This is a genomic window from Micromonospora sp. NPDC006431 (assembly GCF_042870725.1).
Lineage (GTDB): Bacteria > Actinomycetota > Actinomycetes > Mycobacteriales > Micromonosporaceae > Micromonospora.
In genome coordinates this window covers 527,926-545,556 of sequence record NZ_JBIAHQ010000001.1, presented here as the reverse complement: position 1 = coordinate 545,556, position 17,631 = coordinate 527,926, and the positions used below count along the sequence as shown (strand labels likewise).

Genomic DNA, 17,631 nt, shown 5'->3' with positions numbered 1-17,631 from the left:
AAGATCTCGTGCCGCTCGCCCTGGTCCACGCCCGTTACCAGCTTCTCGAGACCGTCCGGATCCCGGTCGCCATCTTCGGCAGCGCGTTCTTCCCGGCTGCCGCGATGCTCTTCTTCGTGGTGCCGTTCGCCGGTGACGACCCGGCCGGGGCCAGCTACGCCACCTGCGCCATGGTCACGTTCGCGGTGATGAGCGCCAACATCTTCCAGTACGGGATCGGCGTCGCCGAGGACCGCGACCAGCCGTGGAACCCGTACACCCGGACGCTGCCGGCCGGTCCGGGGCCGCGCCTCGCCGGCCGGATCCTGGCCGGCCTGGCGCTCACCTACCTGTCCATGCTCCCGGTGGTGGTGATCGCGGCGGTGGCCACGGCGGCCCGGGTCACCCCGGCGCAGTTCCTGCTCGGTGCCGCCGGGGTCGCGGTGATCTCGGTGCCGTTCACCCTGCTCGGGCTGGCCATCGGCTACTCGCTGCCGAGCAAGGCGGCGATCGTGGTCGCCCAGCTCATCTTCTTCCCCCTCGCCTTCGGCGGTGGCCTGCTCTCCGGCCCGGACGACGCGCCCAGCTTCATCAAGGCGATCGCCCCCTACCTGCCCACCCGGGGCGCGGTGGAGCTGATGTGGGCGGCGGTCACCGACTGGCGGCCGAACCTGGTCTCCCTGGCCATGCTCGGCGTCTGGATCGTGCTGCTGGCCGGGGTCGCCGGATGGGCGTACCGGCGGGACGAGGGACGGCGCTTCACCTGACCTCTTGTCCGATTCCGGCCCGGCGGGCGACGGGACGGTGCCACGATGCCGGCAGGGCGTGCCAGCGGGGCCGCCCCCGGCGAGAGGGGTCAGCGTGAGCGGCGTCGAGCCCGGCACGCCCTGCTGGACCGACCTGGCCACGCCTGGGCTGGCGGACGCGAAGCGGTTCTACCCGGAGCTGTTCGGCTGGACCGGCCGCGCCTCCCCGGAGCCGGCGGCCGGCGGCTACACGGTCTTCCTCAAGGATGGGCGGGCGGTCGCCGCGGCGGGCCCGCCGGCCGCCCCGGAGCAGGTGCCGATCTGGTCGACGTACGTGGCGACCGACGACGCCGATCTGGTGGCCACCCGGGTGGAGGCGGCCGGCGGCCAGGTGGTGGTCGCCCCGTTCGACGTCTTCGACCAGGGCCGGATGGCGGTCCTCTCCGACCGGGCGGGCGCGGTGTTCAGCGTCTGGCAGCCGATGGCGATGCGCGGCGCGGAGCTGTTCAACGCCCCCGGGGCGATGTGCTGGAACGAGCTGGTCACCCCCGACCCGGAGGGTGCGCGGGACTTCTACGCGCTGGTCTTCGGCTGGCACGCGGAGGAGCAGCCGACGCAGCCCGCCCCCTACACGGGCTGGCGGTGTGGTGCCCGGATCGTCGCGGGCATGACGCCACCGCTGGAGGAGCTGCCGGCCGACCTGCCCGCGTACTGGTCGGTGTGGTTCGCGGTGGCGGACGCCGAGGCCACCGCCGCCCGCGCCGCCGAGCTGGGTGGCACGGTCCTGGTCCCGCCCCGGGACACCCCGCGGGGCCGCCTCGCCGCCCTCCGCGACCCCGAGGGCGCCCTCTTCTCCGTCCTCACCCTACGTCCCGGCCACACTGGTTGATCATGTCGTGCGCGACCCCGGCAGGCTGCGGCAACAACTTCTGATCAACCTGGCAGGGGGCGGGGGCGGACCGGGACGACGAGCGGGCCGTGGTCGCCCTGGATGACCCGGACGTGGGCGCGGTAGTGGGTGGCGAGCAAGTGCTCGGTGAGCACCTCCCGAGGTGGGCCGGCCGCGGCCACCCGGCCGTCGGCGAGCAGGACCAGCCGGTCGGCGTACTCGCCGGCCACGGAGAGGTCGTGCATGGTGGCGAGCACGGTCAGGCCGTGCTCGCGGCGGAGCTGGTCGACCAGCTCGAGCACCTCCTGCTGGTGGCCGATGTCCAGCGCGCTGGTCGGCTCGTCCAGCAGCAGCAGGGTGGCGCCCTGCGCCAGGGCACGGGCCAGGAAGACCCGCTGCCGCTCCCCGCCGGAGAGGGTGGCCAGCTCCCGGTGCCCGAACGCGCCGAGGTCGAGCCCGTCCAGCACCTCGTGCACGGCGGCCAGGTCGGCGGTCGACTCCCGGCCCAGCGGCGGGATGTACGGGGTACGCCCGAGCAGCACGTAGTCGAACACCGACATGCCGGCCGGCACCACCGGGGACTGCGCCACCGTGGCGACGACCCGGGCCCGGTCCCGGCGGCGGAGGGACTGGATCGGCGTACCGAACAGGGAGACCGTGCCCGGCCCGGGCAGCAGGCCGCCGACGGCGCGCAGCAGGGTCGACTTGCCGGCGCCGTTCGGGCCGATGACGGTGACCCACTCGCCCGCCGCGACGGTCAGGTCCACGCCCGCCAGGATCGACGTCCCGCCCAAGTCGACGTGCAGGTCGCGCACCTCTACGGCGCTCGTCGTCGTGGCGCTCCGCGGGCTCATGTGAACACCCGGCGGGAGGTGCGCAGGACCAGGACGAAGAACGGGCCGCCGAGCAGCGCGGTGACCACGCCGATCGGCAGCTCGGCGGGGGCGGCGACGGTCCGGGCGGCCACGTCGGTCAGCGCCAGGAAGGCCCCGCCGAAGAGCATCGACAGCGGCAGGATCACCCGGTAGCTGGACCCGGCCAGCAGGCGTACGGTGTGCGGCACGATGATGCCGACGAAGCCGATCAGCCCGGAGGCGGAGACCGCTGCGGCGGTGCCCAGCGACGCGGCGGCGATCAGCAGGTAGCGCGAGCGCTGCGGGTGCAGCCCCAGGCTGGTGGCCTCGTCGTCGCCGACGGAGAGCACGTCCAGCTCGCGCCGGTGCAGCAGCACCACCACCGCGGTGAGCACGAAGTACGGCAGCACCAGCCGGACGTCCTGCCAGCCGGCGGTGGCCAGCCGTCCGAGCAGCCACGAGTAGACCTGCTGGATGCTCTCGGCGTGGCGTTGCAGCAGGTAGGTCTGCCCGGCGGCGAGGAACGCGGACACCGCCACCCCGGCCAGGATCAGCGTGGCGGGCGACCGGTCGCGCCCGCCGGCCGCGCCGAGCAGGTATGTCATGGCGACCGCGCCGAGCGAGCCGACGAACGCGGCGAGCGGGATGGTCAGCGGCATGCCGCTCAGCGCCCCGCCCGCCCCGACGCCGAGCGCGATCACCGTGGTCACCGCGAGCCCGGCGCCGGCCGCCACGCCCAGCAGGTACGGGTCGGCCAGCGGGTTGCGGAAGACGCCCTGGTAGCAGCCGCCGGCCAGGGCCAGCAGTGCGCCGACCAGCAGGCCGAGCACGGCCCGTGGCAGCCGCAGCTCGGTGACGATGGCGATCTCCCGCTCGGTGAGCCCGCTGTCCAGGTGCACCCCGGGCAGCAGGTTGAGCAGTTCGGCGGCGACGCTGCCGGGCGGCAGGCTGACCGGGCCCAGCGACACCCCGGCCAGCAGCGCGACCAGCACCGCGCCGAGGCCGGCGAACAGCCAGCGTTTCCGCAGCCCGGCCGGCCGGACCGGGGCACCCGGCCCGGCTGCGGCGTGCCGACGACCGGGCATCGCCCCGCCGGCCCGCCCGGGGCCGGTGCGGGTGGCCGGCGCGGTCGCCGAGTCGTTCGGGGACCGGCCGGACGGCCGGGACGCCTCGGGCGTCCCGGCCGTCGGGCCGGCGGAATCCGCTGGTCGCACGGTCACCGGTGGGTCACGCCGGAACCTTGGCGGTGGCGTCGACGATCGCCCGGACCAGGTCGACCACGCGCGGGCCCCAGCGCGAGGCGATGTCGTCGTCGAGGGCGACGATCTGGTTGTTCTTCACCGCGGTCACCCCGGCCCAGCCGCTGCGGGCCTTGACGGTCTCCGGGGACTGCTGGCAGCACTTGGTGTCGGACAGGAAGACGAAGTCGGGGTTCGCCTTGACGATGACCTCCTGGGACAGCTGCGGGTAGCCGCCCTTGGCGCCGTCGGCGTCGGACGGGTCGGCGATGTTCTCCAGGCCGGCGAGGGCGTAGATCGAGCCGATGAAGGTCTTGCTGGTCGCGGTGTACAGCTCCGGGCCCAGCTCGTGGTAGTAGGTGAGCTTCTTCGCCCGCTGCGGCAGGTCCTTGGTGAGCGCGGCGATGTCGTCCTTCATCTTCTTGGTGACGTCCGCCGCCTCGGAGGCGTGGCCGGTCAGCGTGCCCAGGTCGGTGATCTGCTGGTACGTGTCGTCGAGCGTGGCGGCGGCCGGGGTGAGCAGCACCGGGATCTTCAGCGTGGTGAGCTGGTCGACGATCTTGTTGATGTCGTTGGAGAGCACCACCAGGTCGGGGTTCTTGCCGGCGATCGCCTCGGCGTTCGGCTGGAAGCCGGACAGGTCGCTCTTCGGCGCCTCCGGCGGGTAGTTCGACTGGTCGTCGACGGCGACGACCTGCTTGCCGGCCCCGATGGCGAAGAGCATCTCGGTCGCGCTCGGCGAGAGCGAGACGATCTTCTCCGGGCGCTTCTCCAGGGTCAGCTTGCCGACGGTGGCCGGGAACGCGGCAGCCGCGGAGCTGCCGCCGGCGGCCGGGGTGTCGGTCGAGGTCTTCTCGGCGCAGCCGCCGAGGAGGAGCGCGCCGACCGCGAGGGCGGTGGCGAAGAGCCGGGGGGTACGTCTGGACATCGGTCCTCCTGTCGGTCGAGGAGCTGGTGCTTCGCCGACAGGACCGCCTGGGCTCGCCCGTCCGCGAGGCGCCCTTCCTCGAGAGCGCGTGTCGCGACCGTGCCGCAGGCGACCTGGCTCGTCCCCGCAGTCGTCAGCGCCGGCCGGTGGGCCGACGCCACGTGCGGGGCATCACAGTTGCGGGACAGCGCCGGTTTCGCACCGGCTTCGCTGCGGGTTGGTCGGTGCCACGGTAGCGCATGACCAGCGGAGATCGTCCGGACGGGAGGGGTGGGTGGGGGCTCCGCCGGGGGTGCCTCGGAACCCCCACCCGCGAGTCACGTCAGCAGTACTGGGTCTGCTTGCCGATCGCCCGGTACGGGCAGTCGGCGTACTCGGACAGCAGCAGCACGGCCTCCCGGTTGCGGGAGGTCTGCGCGGGGATCACCTCGTCGGGCGGGTAGAAGCCGCCGCCGGAGGCCGATCCCGGGTACATCTCGAAGGTGTAGGCCCAGATCCGGTGCGCACCCCACATCCAGTCGATGCTGGTGCCGTCGGCGATGTACAGATCGCTGGACTGCTCCGGCGTGTAGCCGTTGCTGGAGGCCATCTGCCGGCCGATGGTGGCGAAGGTGTTGTACTGGTCGGCGGTCATCCCGCTGGGGGTGTTCGCGGTGGTGTAGCCGAAGGGCCAGAGCACCAACTGTGAGTAGGTGTGGAAGTCGATGTTGGCTTTGAGCTGCTGCACCCCGCCGACCACCCGGCTGTTGACGAAGTTGCGCAGCGCCTGCGTCTCCGGTGCGGAGAAGGCGGACGGGCCGCGGTAGGTCTCCGACGAGGTGGAGCCGGAGGAGCCGCCGCAGCAGCCCCACTGGTACGACCAGTTCCGGTTCAGGTCGGTGCCGACGTACGACGAGCCGCTGTTGGGCTGCCGGTTCTTCCGCCAGGACCGGTACGAGCCGGTGGCGATGTCGTACTCACTGCCGTCGGGGTTCAGCGTCGGGACGATCCAGATCTCCCGGGAGTTGACGATGTTGGTGATCCGGGAATCGGTGCCGTAGTTGTCGGTGAAGAGGTTGAGCAGGTAGATCGCCATCTCGACGGTCAGGTGCTCGCGGGCGTGCTGCTGGGCGTTGAAGAGGATCTCCGGCTCGTTCTCGTCCGTGCCGACGTTGTCGGAGATCTTCACCGCCATCAGGTCCCGGCCCTGATAAGAGGTGCCGATGCTGAGCTTGCGGGCGATGGCCGGATGGTCGGCGACCACCTTGTTCACCACGGCGGTCAACTCGGCGTAGTCGTGGTAGTTGGAATCGGCGGGCGGGAAGGCGTAGGCGGTCGCCCCGGCGGCGGGGGCCGGAGCGACGTCCTTGTCGAGCCGGAAGCCGAGCCGGGTGATCGCGGCGGCTTCCGCGCTGGTCGCGGTGACGTGCAGGACGCCGTGTTCGGAGTAGTCGATCGCCGCGCCGGTGCGCGCGACGGCGTTCCGGTCGGCGAGCGTACGCGGACCGAGCACGCGGTAGCCGACGGCAGCCGGCTCGCTGGACCGGTCCGGGGTGGGCCGGGCGGCGGCCGGACCGGTGGTGACGGTGACGGTGACGAGGGTCAGGCCGACGGCGGCGGCGAGGGCCAGCCGGCGGCGGAACAGGGGCGTGCGGAACGCCATGGACAACCTCCTCGGGGTACGGAGATCCCGCGTCCGCACACTTCAGCAGGAGTCACATGGTCATATCAATATTCGTCGTTGGATCAGCCCCATCCCGACCGGATCCTCACTCCGGCAATGATTTTCCATCCTTTGACCTCTGGCGAAAGTTCCCTCCAGGCGCGACAGTGAACGGCAACGATGCCCGTTTCCCTGGGGAGCTGCCATGGCCATGAGACCCCTGCGCGCGGCCGCCGTCGCCGGTGTCACCGCGCTCGCCATCCTCGGCACCACCAGCCCCGCCGGGGCCGCGAAGCCGGCCACCGGGACCACCACGGCCATCCACGACGAACAGATCACCTGGCAGGGCTGGTCGGGCGCGGCCTGGTCGGCCGGCGCCGCCGCCGGCACCACGGTCACCGCCGCCGGCCTCACCCTGGGCACCCCGATCGGCACCGTCCAGTACAAGGACCCGCACCGCAGCGTCCGGCGCAGTTGGGCGTACGGGACCTGGACGTCGCCGCTGACCGAGGTCGGCTTCGGGGCCACCGAGCTGGTCGCCTCCTGGAACGCGGACACCCCCGCCGGCACCTGGCTCCAGGTCGAACTCCAGGGCACGTACACCACCGGCGTCCGCACCCCCTGGTACGTCATGGGTCGCTGGGCCTCGGGCGACGCCGACATGACGCGGACCAGCGTCGACCGGCAGGGCGACCGGACCTCCAGCATCTGGACGGACACCTTCGCCATCAACAACCCCGGCGCCGGGGTGCTGCTGCGGGCGTACCAGCTCCGGCTGACGCTCTACCGGGACCCGGCCGGGACCGCCTCACCCGTGGTCCGGTCGGTGGGCGCGATGAGCTCGACCGTGCCGGACCGGTTCACAATCACCCCGAGCCCCGGCCACATCGCGTGGGGCACCGAACTGGCCGTGCCGCGCTACTCGCAGAACATCCACGCCGGCCAGTACCCGCAGTACGGCGGCGGCGGTGAAGCCTGGTGCTCGCCCACCTCCACGGAGATGGTGGTCGAGTACTGGGGCCGCCGGCCGTCCCCGGCCGACACGTCCTGGGTGGACCCGAGCTACGCCGACCCCACCGTCGACCACGCCGCCCGGATGACCTACGACGCCCAGTACGGCGGCACCGGCAACTGGCCGTTCAACACCGCGTACGCGGCCACCTTCCCGGGGCTGGAGGCGAAGGTGACCCGGTTGCACTCGCTCGACGAGATCGAGCACTTCGTCGCCGCCGGCATCCCCGTGGTGACCAGCCAGTCCTTCCTCGCCAATGAGCTGGACGGGGCGGGCTACGGCACCGCCGGGCACCTCATGGTGGTGATCGGCTTCACCGCCACCGGCGACGTCATCGCCAACGACCCGGCCTCGCCCAGCGACGATGCCGTCCGCCACATCTACCGGCGGGACCAGTTCGAGCAGATCTGGCTCCGGACCAAGCGGACCACCGCCAACGGCGGCACCGGCACCGGCTCCGGCGGCGTCGTCTACCTGATCAAGCCGACCACCGTGGCCTGGCCCTCGGTGGCCGGTTCCACCAACTGGTGATTTCCCCTACCCACCCCATGGAGATGACATGATCAGACCCGCCCTACGCGCGGCGGTCGCCCTCGCCGGCGTCGCCGCGCTCAGCCTCCTCGGCACCGCCGTGCCCGCCCACGCGGACAACAACCTTCCCGTGGTCGCCCACGACGAGCAGATCACCTTCCAGGACTGGTCGAAGTACCCGGACTGGCGCACCGGCACCCACCAGGGCACGTACGCCATCCCCGGCCACCGGACCGGGATCACCATGGGCGAGCCGGTCGGCACCCGCCCGTACACCGACAAGCACACCGGTGCCACCAGCACCTGGGAGTACGCCACCTGGACCTCTCCGGAGCGGCAGATCGGCTTCGACGCCACCGAGCTGGTCGCCTCATGGAACGCGGAGACCCCGGCCGGCACCTGGATCCAGGTCGAGCTGCACGGCACGTACAACACCGGCCAGCAGACCCCCTGGTACGTGATGGGCCGCTGGGCCTCCGGGGACCAGGACATCAAGCGGACCACGCTGGACGGCCAGGGCGACCCCTGGTCGACCATCTGGACCGACACCTTCTCCATCGACGACGCCAAGAAGGGTGTGCTGCTCCGGTCGTACCAGCTCCGGCTGACCCTCCACCGGGCGCCGGGGCAGGCCGCCTCGCCGCGGGTCTGGATGCTGGGCGCGATGAGCTCCAACGTGCCGGACCGGTTCACCGTCACGCCGAGCAAGGGCGGGATCGCCTGGGGCACCGAGCTGCCGGTGCCCGCCCGTTCCCAGATGATCCACCGGGGCAACTACCCGGAGTGGGGCGGCGGCGGCCAGGTCTGGTGCAGCCCGACGTCGACCACGATGGTCCTGGAGTACTACGGCAAGAGGCCCTCGGCTGAGGACATGTCCTGGATCACCCCCGGCTACACCGACCCGCAGGTCGCCTACGCCGCCCGCATGACCTGGGACTTCGAGTACGAGGGCGCGGGCAACTGGCCGTTCAACACCGCGTACGCAGCCAGCTTCCCGGGCATCGACGCCAAGGTCACCCGCCTGCACTCGCTGGACGAGGTGGAGCGCTTCATCAAGGCCGGCATCCCGGTCATCACCTCGCAGTCCTTCCTCGGCAACGAGCTGGACGGATCGAACTACGGCACCTCCGGGCACCTGTTCGTGATCGTCGGCTTCACCGCCGACGGTGACGTGATCGTCAACGACCCCGCGTCGTCCTCGAACGACGCGGTGCGCAACGTCTACAAGCGGGCGCAGTTCGAGCAGATCTGGCTGCGCACCAAGCGGTACCGGGCGAACGGCACGGTGGCCGGCGGCTCGGGCGGCATCGCCTACCTGATCAAGCCGGCGGACCGGGCCTGGCCGGTCGTGCCGGGCTCGACCAACTGGTGACGGGACGGGCCCGGCATCGTCCCGCTCGGGGCGGTGCCGGGCCCGTCGGTACGGTCCTGGGGCCGCCCGGTGCTACGCCGACGGCGCGAACGAGGCGGGCGGGGCCGACGGCCGGGCCGCCTCGCGGCGGCGACGGATCGCCCGCACGATGATCACCACCCACACCACCAGGGCGATCACGCCGCCCAGGGTGAGCCCGGTGACCAGCAGGTACGTCGACCCGCCGGTGGTGGAGAAGACGCCCGCGCGGGCGCCCGTGTCGCGGGCCGGGGCGGTGGCGCCGGCGGTCAGCCCGTCCGGCGCGTCGTAGAGGATCACGTCGGTGCGCCGGGTGCCGCCCTCCGTGGCGACGAAGTCTCCGCGCCAGTCGCAGTTGCGTCGGCCGCACTCCTCGTTCACGGCGGTGAACGTGCCCGGCGTTCCGCCACCGTTCTTCGCCTGCCAGGTCGGGGCGAGGTCGGTGGCGCCCATCATCAGTCCGATGGCGGCGATGACCGGCAGACCGATCCAGACGAAGACCTTGGTCCGCCACCCGTTGATCGTGTTCAGCAAACTCACAGCGGCCGACCTTAGCGGCGTCGCCGCCATCCCGCTGCCCCGTTTCCCGCGCCGCACGGTCCGGCCGGTGACCGGGGCGGCGGTCGCGGCCCGGCCGACGACGCGGAGGGCGGACGACCGCCGGCCTACTCCTCGCGGCGCGGCTCGGCCGGCTCGGGCTGGTCCTCGCCGGCGAGCGCCGACCGCAGCCGCTCCTTCTCGGCCCGGCGCCGGTCCGACGCCTCGGCCATCTCCCCGGCCATCTCGTCCCGCCAGCCACGGAGCAGGAAGAACGACAGCGCGGCCGAGAAGACCAGCGCCAGCATCAGCCGCAGGAACGGGTTCATGTCGACGAACCAGAGGGCCGCCAGCACGCCGACGAACAGCCCGATCCGGCCCAGCGTGTACTTGACCGCCGCGCTCACGTTCGCACTCCGTTCTCCATCACCGGTGGGGCGGCCTCAACCCGCACGCCGGGCCAACCAGTGCACGCCCTGAAACCAGATCATCGCGTAGACCACGGTGAACACCGCCGCGGCCAGCGCGCCGGAGAGCAGTGGCGGCAGCCCGGCGGCCAGGCCGGCCGCGAGCAGCCCGGCGACCACCCCGACGGCGAGGCCGCCCAGCGCCGCCACCACCCGGGCCGCGCCGAACTCCCAGGCCCGGAAGTCGTCCCAGAAGAGCCAGACCGGCAGGATCACCGCCAGCCAGCCGTTGGTCCGGCCGAACCCGCCCGCGCCCATCGTGGCGAACGCCCACTCGAAGAGCACCAGCGCGAGCACCCCGATCACCAGGCCGGCCAGGCTCACCCCGAGCAGGTCGCCCAGGGTGAGAATGCGCCCCTCCGCGTCCCGCCGGGGGAAACCGCTCCGCTGCTCGCTCATGACCCTACGAGGGTACGCGAACCCGCTGAGCGGCCACGACTGGCCGGCCGGGAGGGGTCAGCCGCCCGTCCGGCTCAACCAGGCCTCGGCGGTGGCCCGCCGCCGGGCCGACCAGCGCAGCGCCACGCCGCCGGCGACCAGCGCACCGCCGACGAGGAGCAGCCCGCCCAGCGCCACGCCGGTACGCGGCAGGGATCCGCCGCCCGCCGGCGGGCTGGTCGGCGTGGTCGTCGTCGCCCCGGACGGGGACGGCTCGGTGGTGGGCGACGGCTGGCCGCTCGGGGACGGGCTGCCGGTCGGGGACGGGCTACCGCCGGGCTTCGGGCCGATCGACACGCCCACCCGGATCGACACCTGACCACCGGGCGTCGGCTCGGCGACCGGGACCGCCCCGGCGGGGTGCCCCGGCCAGAGTGCCACCGCGAACGCCACGGCGAGCAGGGCGGTCACCACCGCGCCGGCCGGCCGCACGCCGACCCGGCCGCCGCGGGCCACGTTCCGGGGCCCGCTCACCGCGCGGTCCGCTCGGGTTCCCGGGCCGGTGCGACCGGGTCCACCGGCGCCGCCAGGAGCCGGCGGGCCCGGCGCAGCCAGAGCCGGTACGCGACCACGGCCAGGATCAGCACCAGCAGGCCGAGCAGCGCCCACGGCATCGCGAGGACGGAGCTGAAGCCCTCCTGCGTGGGCAGTGACTCCTTGTTCGTGTCGGCGTTCAGCACCACCGTGGCGGTGAGCGGGCCGGCCGGTACGACGTGCGCGAACTCCTGGGTCAGCCGGATCTCCGAGTCGGGCAACACCTCGGGCAGGTCGATCACGTCGCCCGTCGCCAGCCGGACCCCGAGCGGGCCGCGGACCTGCACCCGGGCCTTGCCGGAGATCCGCACGTTGCCGGTGTTGGCGATCCGGTAGGTGACCTTCATCCGCCCACCGGGGACCGGCACCACCGGGTTGGCGTACTCGACCTGGACGGCCCGGACCGCGGCGGCGGGGGCGAGCGGGCCGGCGACCCGCAGGTAGACCCGGGCACCGATGCGGCGCTCGACGTACACCCGCTGGCCGTCCTTGCCGACCTGCTCCTCGGTCACCGCGGCGAGGATGCCGCCGACATGGTCACCGGGGGCGGTGCCGGCCGGCACGGACAGCCGGAACGGCATGTCCGCCCGCTTGCCCGGGGGCAGCGTGACGGCCGCCCGGGGCAGCTTGATCCACGAACCCACGTCGCTGGGTGCCTGGCTGCGAGGCAGCAGGGCGAAGCCGCCGTCCAGGGCGGTGAAGGCGTCGGTGGGATACAGGTCCACCTTGATCGGCTTGTCGCCCAGGTTGCTCACCGAGAACCAGTCGGTGATCTGCTCGGTCGGCGACAGCTCGTAGTCGAACTGCTTGCGACCCTTGGGCCCGCTGGGGCTGGACGGCACCACCGTCCAGGTCGGCTCGTCCGACGCGGCGGCCCGCGCGGGCGACGGCGCGATCAGGCTGCCGAGCAGCGCGAGTGCGGTGACGAGTAGGGCCCCGACACGTCGCGCGGGGACCGGTGAGCGCGAGAAGTGCAACGGAGCGGAGCTCCGCAGTCGCGAACGGAAGGTGGGGACGGTCCGGGGTGCGGGGAGGTTGGTCATGCGGGGCTCCGGGGTTCGGGGCTGGCACCGGACACGGCGGAGACGTCACGGGCGGGTGCCCGCGACGCCTCCGCCGCTGCTCCACCCCGGGCGGGTGAGCCCGGGTGGGACCGGTCAGGCCAGGGTGAGGGTGAGGGTCGCGGAGTACTCGCCCGGCGGCACGTTGTCGGGGATGGTCAGGTTGAGGTCCGCACCGCAGGTGAAGACGCCGGCGCTTGCGCCGGAGGTCGCCGAGCAGAGGGTGCGGGTGTCACCGAGGTCGGCGGCGGCGCCGGCCGTCACCGCACCCGAGCCGCTGGTCTTGGCGGCACTCGGGGTCCAGGTGAGGTTGCTGTTGGCGATGGTGTTGGCGCCCAGCGTGAAGTCCTCCAGCTGGCCGGTGAGGTCCCAGCCGACGTTGGTGCCGCGCAGGTCGGTCACCTTCGCGGCGGGCAGCTCGCCGGCCGCGGTGCCACCGACGGTGCCGCCGGTCAGCGACGCGGTCGGGTTCGCCACGTCGAGACTGAACGCGCCGGGGGCGACGTCGGCGATGATCTCCACCGGCGCGGTGATGGCACCCGCGGCGGCCGTCACCTGGAAGGAGGTGGCGCCCGAGGCGGACGGCTTGTAGGCGGTCGCGTCGGCCGGGGTGAACGCCGCGGACAGTGAGAAGGTGCCGACCGGCAGGGCGGTGGTGGACAGGACGGCCTTGCCGCCGCTAACCGTGGCGGTGCCGAGCGACGAAGCGCCGCGCCGGAACTCGACCGTGCCCGTGGCGGTGGCCGGGGAGACGGTCGCGGTCAGGGTGACCTCGGTGCCCTGGGAGACCGGGCTGGCGGGGCTGACGGCGAGCGAGGTGGTGGTGTCCTCGGCCACCGGCACGCGCCAGGTGTTGCCGGTCACCTGGATGGAGGTGCGGAACTCGTCGACGTGGCGGCCCTCGGTGAGGCTGTAGCACTCGACGACGATCCACCACTCACCCGCGGCCGGCGCGCCACCGATGGCGGTGGAGAACGACCGGTTCGGGTTGATGGTGATCGGGTTCTGGTCGTACCCGCCGCCGCCCAGCGCCACGGCCAGGTTCGAGTACGGGCCACCCGGGCGGCCGATGCGCAGGTTGGCGTTCTCGCCGTACCCGGTGGGGCACTTGGCGGTGGTGGCGCTCGCGAAGATCGGGGTGTCGGTCACGGTGCCGCTGGTCTGCGACAGGGTGACGTCACCGAGCGAAGCCGCCTGCGCCGGAGCGCCGACCGCGATCACCAGGCCGGCGGAGAGCACCGCGGCGCCGAGGAGGGCGCCGGCGCGGGCGAGCAGACGCTTGTTCATGAATCACTTCCTCTCGTGAGGGTGAAACCGGTCGGTCCCCCTGGACCGGCCTCGATCAGGCTCCACAGGCGCTGTGTCCCGACATGCAGGCCAACCTCTCCGCCGAACGTGCGCAAAGCGAATTCTGGGTGCCCGAGCATCAGGAAAATGGGGCGATCAGCCGAATCGGCCGTTTACGTAGTCGTGCGTCCGCTCGTCCTGTGGATTGTCGAACATCGCTGCGGTCGGGCCGTATTCGACGATGGCGCCGGGGGCGCCGTGCGAGGCCAGAAAGAATGCGCACTGGTCGGAGACCCGGGCGGCCTGTTGCATGTTGTGCGTGACGATGACGATCGTCACCTCGGCGGCCAGTTCCGCGATGGTCTCCTCGATCCGGCGGGTCGAGGTCGGGTCCAGCGCCGAGCAGGGCTCGTCCATCAGCAGCACCCGCGGCCGCACCGCGAGCGACCGGGCGATGCAGAGCCGTTGCTGCTGGCCGCCGGAGAGGGCGCCGCCGGGCTGGCGCAGCCGGTCGCGCACCTCCTTCCACAGGCCCGCCTTGGTGAGGGTCTCCTCGACCAGCGCCTCCCTGGTGTCCCGGGAGGCCCGGATGCCGGTCAGCTTCAGGCCGGCCAGCACGTTGTCGTAGATGGACATGGCCGGGAACGGGTTCGGCTTCTGGAACACCATGCCGACCTGGCGCCGGGCATCGGTGATCCGCCGGTCCGGCGCGTACAGGTCCCGGTCGTCGAGCAGCACCTCACCGGCGAGTGACGCCGACGGGACCAGCTCGTGCATCCGGTTGAGGATGCGCAGGAAGGTGGACTTCCCGCAGCCGGACGGCCCGATCAGGGCGGTCACCTGGCCGGCCGGCATGGTCAGCGAGACCCGGTCGAGCACCTTGTGACTGCCGAACCAGGCCGAGATGGACCGCGCATCCAGGGTGGCCAGGTGGTCGGCCGGCGCCCGGTGCGCCGGCACCGGTGGCAGGTCGACCCGGGTGGGGGCGGCGATCGCCGGGCCGGTCGCGCCGGCACGACCGGGGGCGTACGTCGCCGGGGCGGGGCTCTCGATGTGCTGCGTCACGGTCGGTCCTTCACTCGTCTCGGGGTGCACACTCGTCGGGTCCGGCGGTCACAGCAGGTTGGGCAGCAGGCGGACGGCCTGGTCGGCGGTGGCGACGCCGAGCGCGAGCAGCACCGGCACGCTGACGATCCAGCTCTGCCAGCGGCCCCAGCGGGCCCGTAGCCAGGTGGTGCCGAGCGCGGCCAGCAGCAGCGCCTGCCCCCACAGCAGCACCGGCGTCCAGGCGTCCGCGTCGCTGGCCATGGCCTGCTCGCTGGCGGGCAGGGCGGTGGCGCCGAACCGCCGGGCCGGGGCGGGCTGGGCCGGGCTGGCCAGGGTCGCGTCGACCCGCAGCACGTCGGTCGGCATGAACTCGGTGCCGAGCGCGGTGATCAAAGTGAGCCGTCCCTGCCCGGTGTCGGGCGGGGCGGGCGCCGGGTCACCGGGCCGGCGCAGCCCGGTGACCACGTAGGTGTGGCTGCCCTGCCCGGTGGTCGCGGTGATCGTGTCGCCGGGCATCAGCAGGTCCAGGTCCCGGAAGGGCCCGCCGTACGCGGCCCGCCGGCCCATGATCACGCTGTTGCCGGCCTGCCCGGGCAGCACGGTGTCCCGGCGGTGCCCCGGGCCGGAACGCAGCACCCCGCCGTCGGTGCCCTCCCGCACCACCGTGTTCAGGCCGACCCGGGGCACGCTCAGCACGGCGACCGGCGAGCCCGGCTCGACGAGCCGCTCCGGACCCGGAACGCCGTTGACGAACTCGGTCCGGAACTGGCCCACCGGGGCGGTGCCGAGCGCCAGCTCCGCGCGGAAGTCGGCGAACGCGGTCTGCTGGTCCCGCTCGTACGCCAGCTGGGAGATCAGCACCAGGTGGCAGACCAGGCCCAGGGCGAGTGCGGCGAGAATGCTCAACGCGGTCCCCGGCACCTGGTAGGCCAGGGACGCCGCCCCGCGGGGCACCCCGGCCGGGGCGTCCGCGGACGGCCGCGGTCCCGGGGGGTCGATGGTGACCGTCGACATGCTCTCTCTCCTCGTCCTGGCACCCGGACCGGGCGGTCCGCCTGGCCGGCGTACCGCCCGGCGGGCGTGACGACCTTGCTCAGTCGGTGGGGTTCTCGTTGTCCGGCCAGACCACCGGCGCGGGCTCCGGACGCCGGCGGCGGGTGAACACGACGGCGCCGCTGCCGGCCCCGACCAGCGCCATCCCGGTCAGCCCGATGCCGATCAGGGGAAGGCCGGTCCGGGGCAGCTGACCGCCGCTCGTCCCGCCGTCGCCACCGTCGCCGTTCCCGTCGCCATCCCCATCCCCGTCGCCATCCCCGTCGCCATCGCCGTCGCCGTCGCCGTCGCCGACCACGGTGAAGTCGAAGACGACCCGGTGCGCGGCGCCGGCGAGGATGAGCCGGGCGGCACCGTCCGGCGCGTCGGCCGGGACGGTCAGCTCGTACCGGGCGGTCCCGTCGGCGGCGGTGACGGTCGTCGGCTCGCCGTCGTTCAACGTGACGGCGACCGTCTCGTTGCCGGCGAAGCCACAGGCCACGACGGTGACCTTCTGCCCCGGGCGCAGCGTCGGATTGACGCCCAGCTTGTTGCCGTCGGCGTCGGTCACCTCCAGGCCGTCCACCTGGCCGGGCGCGGTGACCTGGTAGGTCACCTCCTGAGACGTGGAACCCGAGTGGTTCACCTCGTTCTGCGGGGTGAAGACCGCTTTGAGCGGGTGGCTGCCCGCCGCCAGCTGGGTCGTCTTCAGGCTGGCCGCCCCGGCGACGACCAGTTGGGCGCCGCCGAGCGCGGTGCCGCCGTCCATGAACTGCACGCTGCCCGTCGCGTCGGCCGGCGTGACCGTGGCGGTCAGGGTCAGCTCGGTGCCCTGCGGCTTCGGGCCGGCCGGCGTGACGGCCAGGGTGGTGGTGGTGCCGGTCGGCGTACCGATCACGAAGTGGGTCCGGCCCGATTCCGCGGCCAGCCAGCCGCTGCCGGCCGCCGGGATGAAGATGGCCCTGAGGTCGTAGCTGCCACCCGGCAGGTCGGCGGCGCGTACCGTCGCCGCGCCTTCGGCCAGCTCGGCCGAGCCGATGGCCTCCTCGCCGCTGCTTTCCCCACGGGCATACCGGACGAACGACACCGAGCCGGTGGCCAGCTCGCCGTCGACCCGCGGCTTGACCTTCGCTGTCAGCGCCAGCTCGGTGCCGGGCGGCTGCGGGCTGCTCTTGTCGGTCTCCAGCGTGACCGTCACCGAACCGGCCGGGACCACGGTGAGGTCGGTCGGGGTGGAGGTGGAGGTCAGGAAGGCGGCCGGGTCAGCCGGCTGGAAGGTGGCGGTGAGCTGGTGCGCCTTCTCCAGTTCGGCACCGGCCGGGCCCGGCAGATCGGAGGTGGTCAGCACGGCCTGCCCGCCGCTGACCGGGGCAGTGCCGACGTCGGCCGTCTCCGTCCCGGTGGTACGCCGGAACAGCACCGTGCCGGCGGCCGCCGGCTTCACGGTCGCGGTGAGGGTGACCGGCGCGCCCGCGTACGCGGTACCCTTCGGCGTCACCGTCAGCTCGGTGGTGGTCGACGCGGCCGCGGGGCAGGTTTCCTCGGTCGTCCAGATGGAGCCGCAGACCTGGATAGGGGCGCGGAACTCGTCGACGTGGCGTTGCCCCTCAAGGCTCCAGCAGTCGACGATGACCCACCACCTGCTCTTGTCCTCAGGAACGCGGCCGGCGGCGGTTTCGAACGAGCGGTTCGGGTTGATCTCGAACGGCGCCAGGTCCCACCCGCCGGCGCCCAGCACCGGGGCCAGGTTGGTGTACGGACCGCTGTTTTCCTTCCCGATGCGCAGGTTGGCGTTCTCGCCGTACCCCGTCGGGCAGGCCTTGGGGGTGGTGGCCTTGAGGAACATCGGGCTGGCGGTGACGCTGCCGCTGGTCTGCGAAAGGGTGAGCGTGCCGAGCGACGCGGCCCGCGCCGGTCCGCTGAGCGTCAGCACCACCCCGGTGACGAACGTGCTCATCGAGAGCGCGAACACCGCAGCCGCCGCCATCGCGCGGGCGAAGCCGGGCCTGCTCATCTGCG

The 17,631-nt window shown here is 73.0% G+C and carries 16 protein-coding genes, 1 pseudogene and 1 riboswitch; of the genes and pseudogenes, 4 read left to right on the top strand and 13 right to left on the bottom strand.

What is annotated here, in order from left to right:
* Window positions 1-8: 8 nt before the first annotated feature.
* On the top strand, window positions 9-746 hold the full coding sequence (locus ACFYM6_RS02700) for an ABC transporter permease (RefSeq protein ID WP_387271547.1): 738 nt from the start codon (window positions 9-11) through the stop codon (window positions 744-746).
* A gap of 94 nt (window positions 747-840) precedes the next feature.
* Window positions 841-1,614 (top strand): VOC family protein, encoded by a 774-nt coding sequence (locus ACFYM6_RS02695; RefSeq protein ID WP_387271545.1) that lies wholly within the window; start codon window positions 841-843, stop codon window positions 1,612-1,614.
* Between the two features lie 44 nt (window positions 1,615-1,658).
* Here the strand turns inward: ACFYM6_RS02695 and ACFYM6_RS02690 are convergent, their stop codons facing one another.
* The 4 genes and pseudogenes from ACFYM6_RS02690 to ACFYM6_RS02675 all read right to left on the bottom strand — a co-directional run.
* Entirely contained in the window at window positions 1,659-2,468 is an 810-nt protein-coding gene (locus ACFYM6_RS02690) for an ABC transporter ATP-binding protein (RefSeq protein WP_387271543.1), read from the bottom strand.
* A complete protein-coding gene (locus ACFYM6_RS02685) occupies window positions 2,465-3,553 on the bottom strand; it encodes a FecCD family ABC transporter permease (RefSeq protein WP_387271859.1) in 1,089 nt (362 codons plus the stop codon). The genes ACFYM6_RS02690 and ACFYM6_RS02685 overlap by 4 nt, the downstream gene beginning before the upstream one ends.
* Before the next feature lie 142 nt (window positions 3,554-3,695).
* A complete protein-coding gene (locus ACFYM6_RS02680; protein WP_357434706.1) occupies window positions 3,696-4,634 on the bottom strand; it encodes an ABC transporter substrate-binding protein in 939 nt (312 codons plus the stop codon).
* A 112-nt stretch (window positions 4,635-4,746) separates the two neighbouring features.
* A riboswitch (cobalamin riboswitch) is annotated at window positions 4,747-4,840 on the bottom strand.
* A 119-nt stretch (window positions 4,841-4,959) separates the two neighbouring features.
* Window positions 4,960-6,276 (bottom strand): annotated as a pseudogene (locus ACFYM6_RS02675) (M14 family metallopeptidase); the annotation flags it as partial.
* A 205-nt stretch (window positions 6,277-6,481) separates the two neighbouring features.
* Here ACFYM6_RS02675 and ACFYM6_RS02670 point away from each other — a divergent pair.
* Window positions 6,482-7,819: a C39 family peptidase gene (locus ACFYM6_RS02670; RefSeq protein WP_387271541.1), complete on the top strand. Its 1,338-nt coding sequence runs from the start codon at window positions 6,482-6,484 to the stop codon at window positions 7,817-7,819.
* 28 nt (window positions 7,820-7,847) lie between these two features.
* Window positions 7,848-9,191, top strand: coding sequence for a C39 family peptidase (locus ACFYM6_RS02665; protein WP_387271539.1), 1,344 nt, complete (start codon window positions 7,848-7,850; stop codon window positions 9,189-9,191).
* 72 nt (window positions 9,192-9,263) lie between these two features.
* On the opposite strand, the gene ACFYM6_RS02660 is transcribed toward ACFYM6_RS02665, so the two are convergent.
* The 9 genes from ACFYM6_RS02660 to ACFYM6_RS02620 all read right to left on the bottom strand — a co-directional run bounded on the left by ACFYM6_RS02660 (window position 9,264) and on the right by ACFYM6_RS02620 (window position 17,626).
* On the bottom strand, window positions 9,264-9,749 hold the full coding sequence (locus tag ACFYM6_RS02660; protein ID WP_387271537.1) for a hypothetical protein: 486 nt from the start codon (window positions 9,747-9,749) through the stop codon (window positions 9,264-9,266).
* A 125-nt stretch (window positions 9,750-9,874) separates the two neighbouring features.
* Window positions 9,875-10,153 (bottom strand): DUF4229 domain-containing protein, encoded by a 279-nt coding sequence (locus ACFYM6_RS02655; protein WP_387271535.1) that lies wholly within the window; start codon window positions 10,151-10,153, stop codon window positions 9,875-9,877.
* Window positions 10,154-10,189: 36 nt separating this feature from the next.
* Window positions 10,190-10,612: a hypothetical protein gene (locus ACFYM6_RS02650; protein ID WP_387271533.1), complete on the bottom strand. Its 423-nt coding sequence runs from the start codon at window positions 10,610-10,612 to the stop codon at window positions 10,190-10,192.
* Window positions 10,613-10,669: 57 nt separating this feature from the next.
* Entirely contained in the window at window positions 10,670-11,125 is a 456-nt protein-coding gene (locus tag ACFYM6_RS02645) for a hypothetical protein (RefSeq protein ID WP_387271531.1), read from the bottom strand.
* Window positions 11,122-12,228 (bottom strand): WxL protein peptidoglycan domain-containing protein, encoded by a 1,107-nt coding sequence (locus tag ACFYM6_RS02640; protein WP_387271530.1) that lies wholly within the window; start codon window positions 12,226-12,228, stop codon window positions 11,122-11,124. The genes ACFYM6_RS02645 and ACFYM6_RS02640 overlap by 4 nt, the downstream gene beginning before the upstream one ends.
* Before the next feature lie 114 nt (window positions 12,229-12,342).
* The gene (locus ACFYM6_RS02635) at window positions 12,343-13,533 is read right to left on the bottom strand and encodes an Ig-like domain repeat protein (RefSeq protein WP_387271528.1); all 1,191 of its coding nucleotides are present in this window, start codon (window positions 13,531-13,533) and stop codon (window positions 12,343-12,345) included.
* Between the two features lie 156 nt (window positions 13,534-13,689).
* The gene (locus tag ACFYM6_RS02630; protein WP_387271857.1) at window positions 13,690-14,463 is read right to left on the bottom strand and encodes a phosphate ABC transporter ATP-binding protein; all 774 of its coding nucleotides are present in this window, start codon (window positions 14,461-14,463) and stop codon (window positions 13,690-13,692) included.
* Window positions 14,464-14,646: 183 nt separating this feature from the next.
* Window positions 14,647-15,594, bottom strand: a complete 948-nt coding sequence (locus tag ACFYM6_RS02625; RefSeq protein WP_387271525.1) for a sortase — start codon at window positions 15,592-15,594, stop codon at window positions 14,647-14,649.
* Window positions 15,595-15,673: 79 nt separating this feature from the next.
* Window positions 15,674-17,626, bottom strand: a complete 1,953-nt coding sequence (locus ACFYM6_RS02620; protein WP_387271523.1) for an Ig-like domain-containing protein — start codon at window positions 17,624-17,626, stop codon at window positions 15,674-15,676.
* Window positions 17,627-17,631 lie beyond the last annotated feature (5 nt).

Bases quoted from the DNA above. Each gene is read 5' to 3' on its own strand.
- ACFYM6_RS02690 (WP_387271543.1), bottom strand. From the start codon at position 2,468: ATGAGCCCGCGGAGCGCCACGACGACGAGCGCCGTAGAGGTGCGCGAC.
- ACFYM6_RS02685 (WP_387271859.1), bottom strand. From the start codon at position 3,553: ATGCCCGGTCGTCGGCACGCCGCAGCCGGGCCGGGTGCCCCGGTCCGG.
- ACFYM6_RS02680 (WP_357434706.1), bottom strand. From the start codon at position 4,634: ATGTCCAGACGTACCCCCCGGCTCTTCGCCACCGCCCTCGCGGTCGGC.
- ACFYM6_RS02670 (WP_387271541.1), top strand. From the start codon at position 6,482: ATGGCCATGAGACCCCTGCGCGCGGCCGCCGTCGCCGGTGTCACCGCG.
- ACFYM6_RS02665 (WP_387271539.1), top strand. From the start codon at position 7,848: ATGATCAGACCCGCCCTACGCGCGGCGGTCGCCCTCGCCGGCGTCGCC.
- ACFYM6_RS02650 (WP_387271533.1), bottom strand. From the start codon at position 10,612: ATGAGCGAGCAGCGGAGCGGTTTCCCCCGGCGGGACGCGGAGGGGCGC.
- ACFYM6_RS02640 (WP_387271530.1), bottom strand. From the start codon at position 12,228: ATGACCAACCTCCCCGCACCCCGGACCGTCCCCACCTTCCGTTCGCGA.
- ACFYM6_RS02635 (WP_387271528.1), bottom strand. From the start codon at position 13,533: ATGAACAAGCGTCTGCTCGCCCGCGCCGGCGCCCTCCTCGGCGCCGCG.
- ACFYM6_RS02625 (WP_387271525.1), bottom strand. From the start codon at position 15,594: ATGTCGACGGTCACCATCGACCCCCCGGGACCGCGGCCGTCCGCGGAC.
- ACFYM6_RS02620 (WP_387271523.1), bottom strand. From the start codon at position 17,626: ATGAGCAGGCCCGGCTTCGCCCGCGCGATGGCGGCGGCTGCGGTGTTC.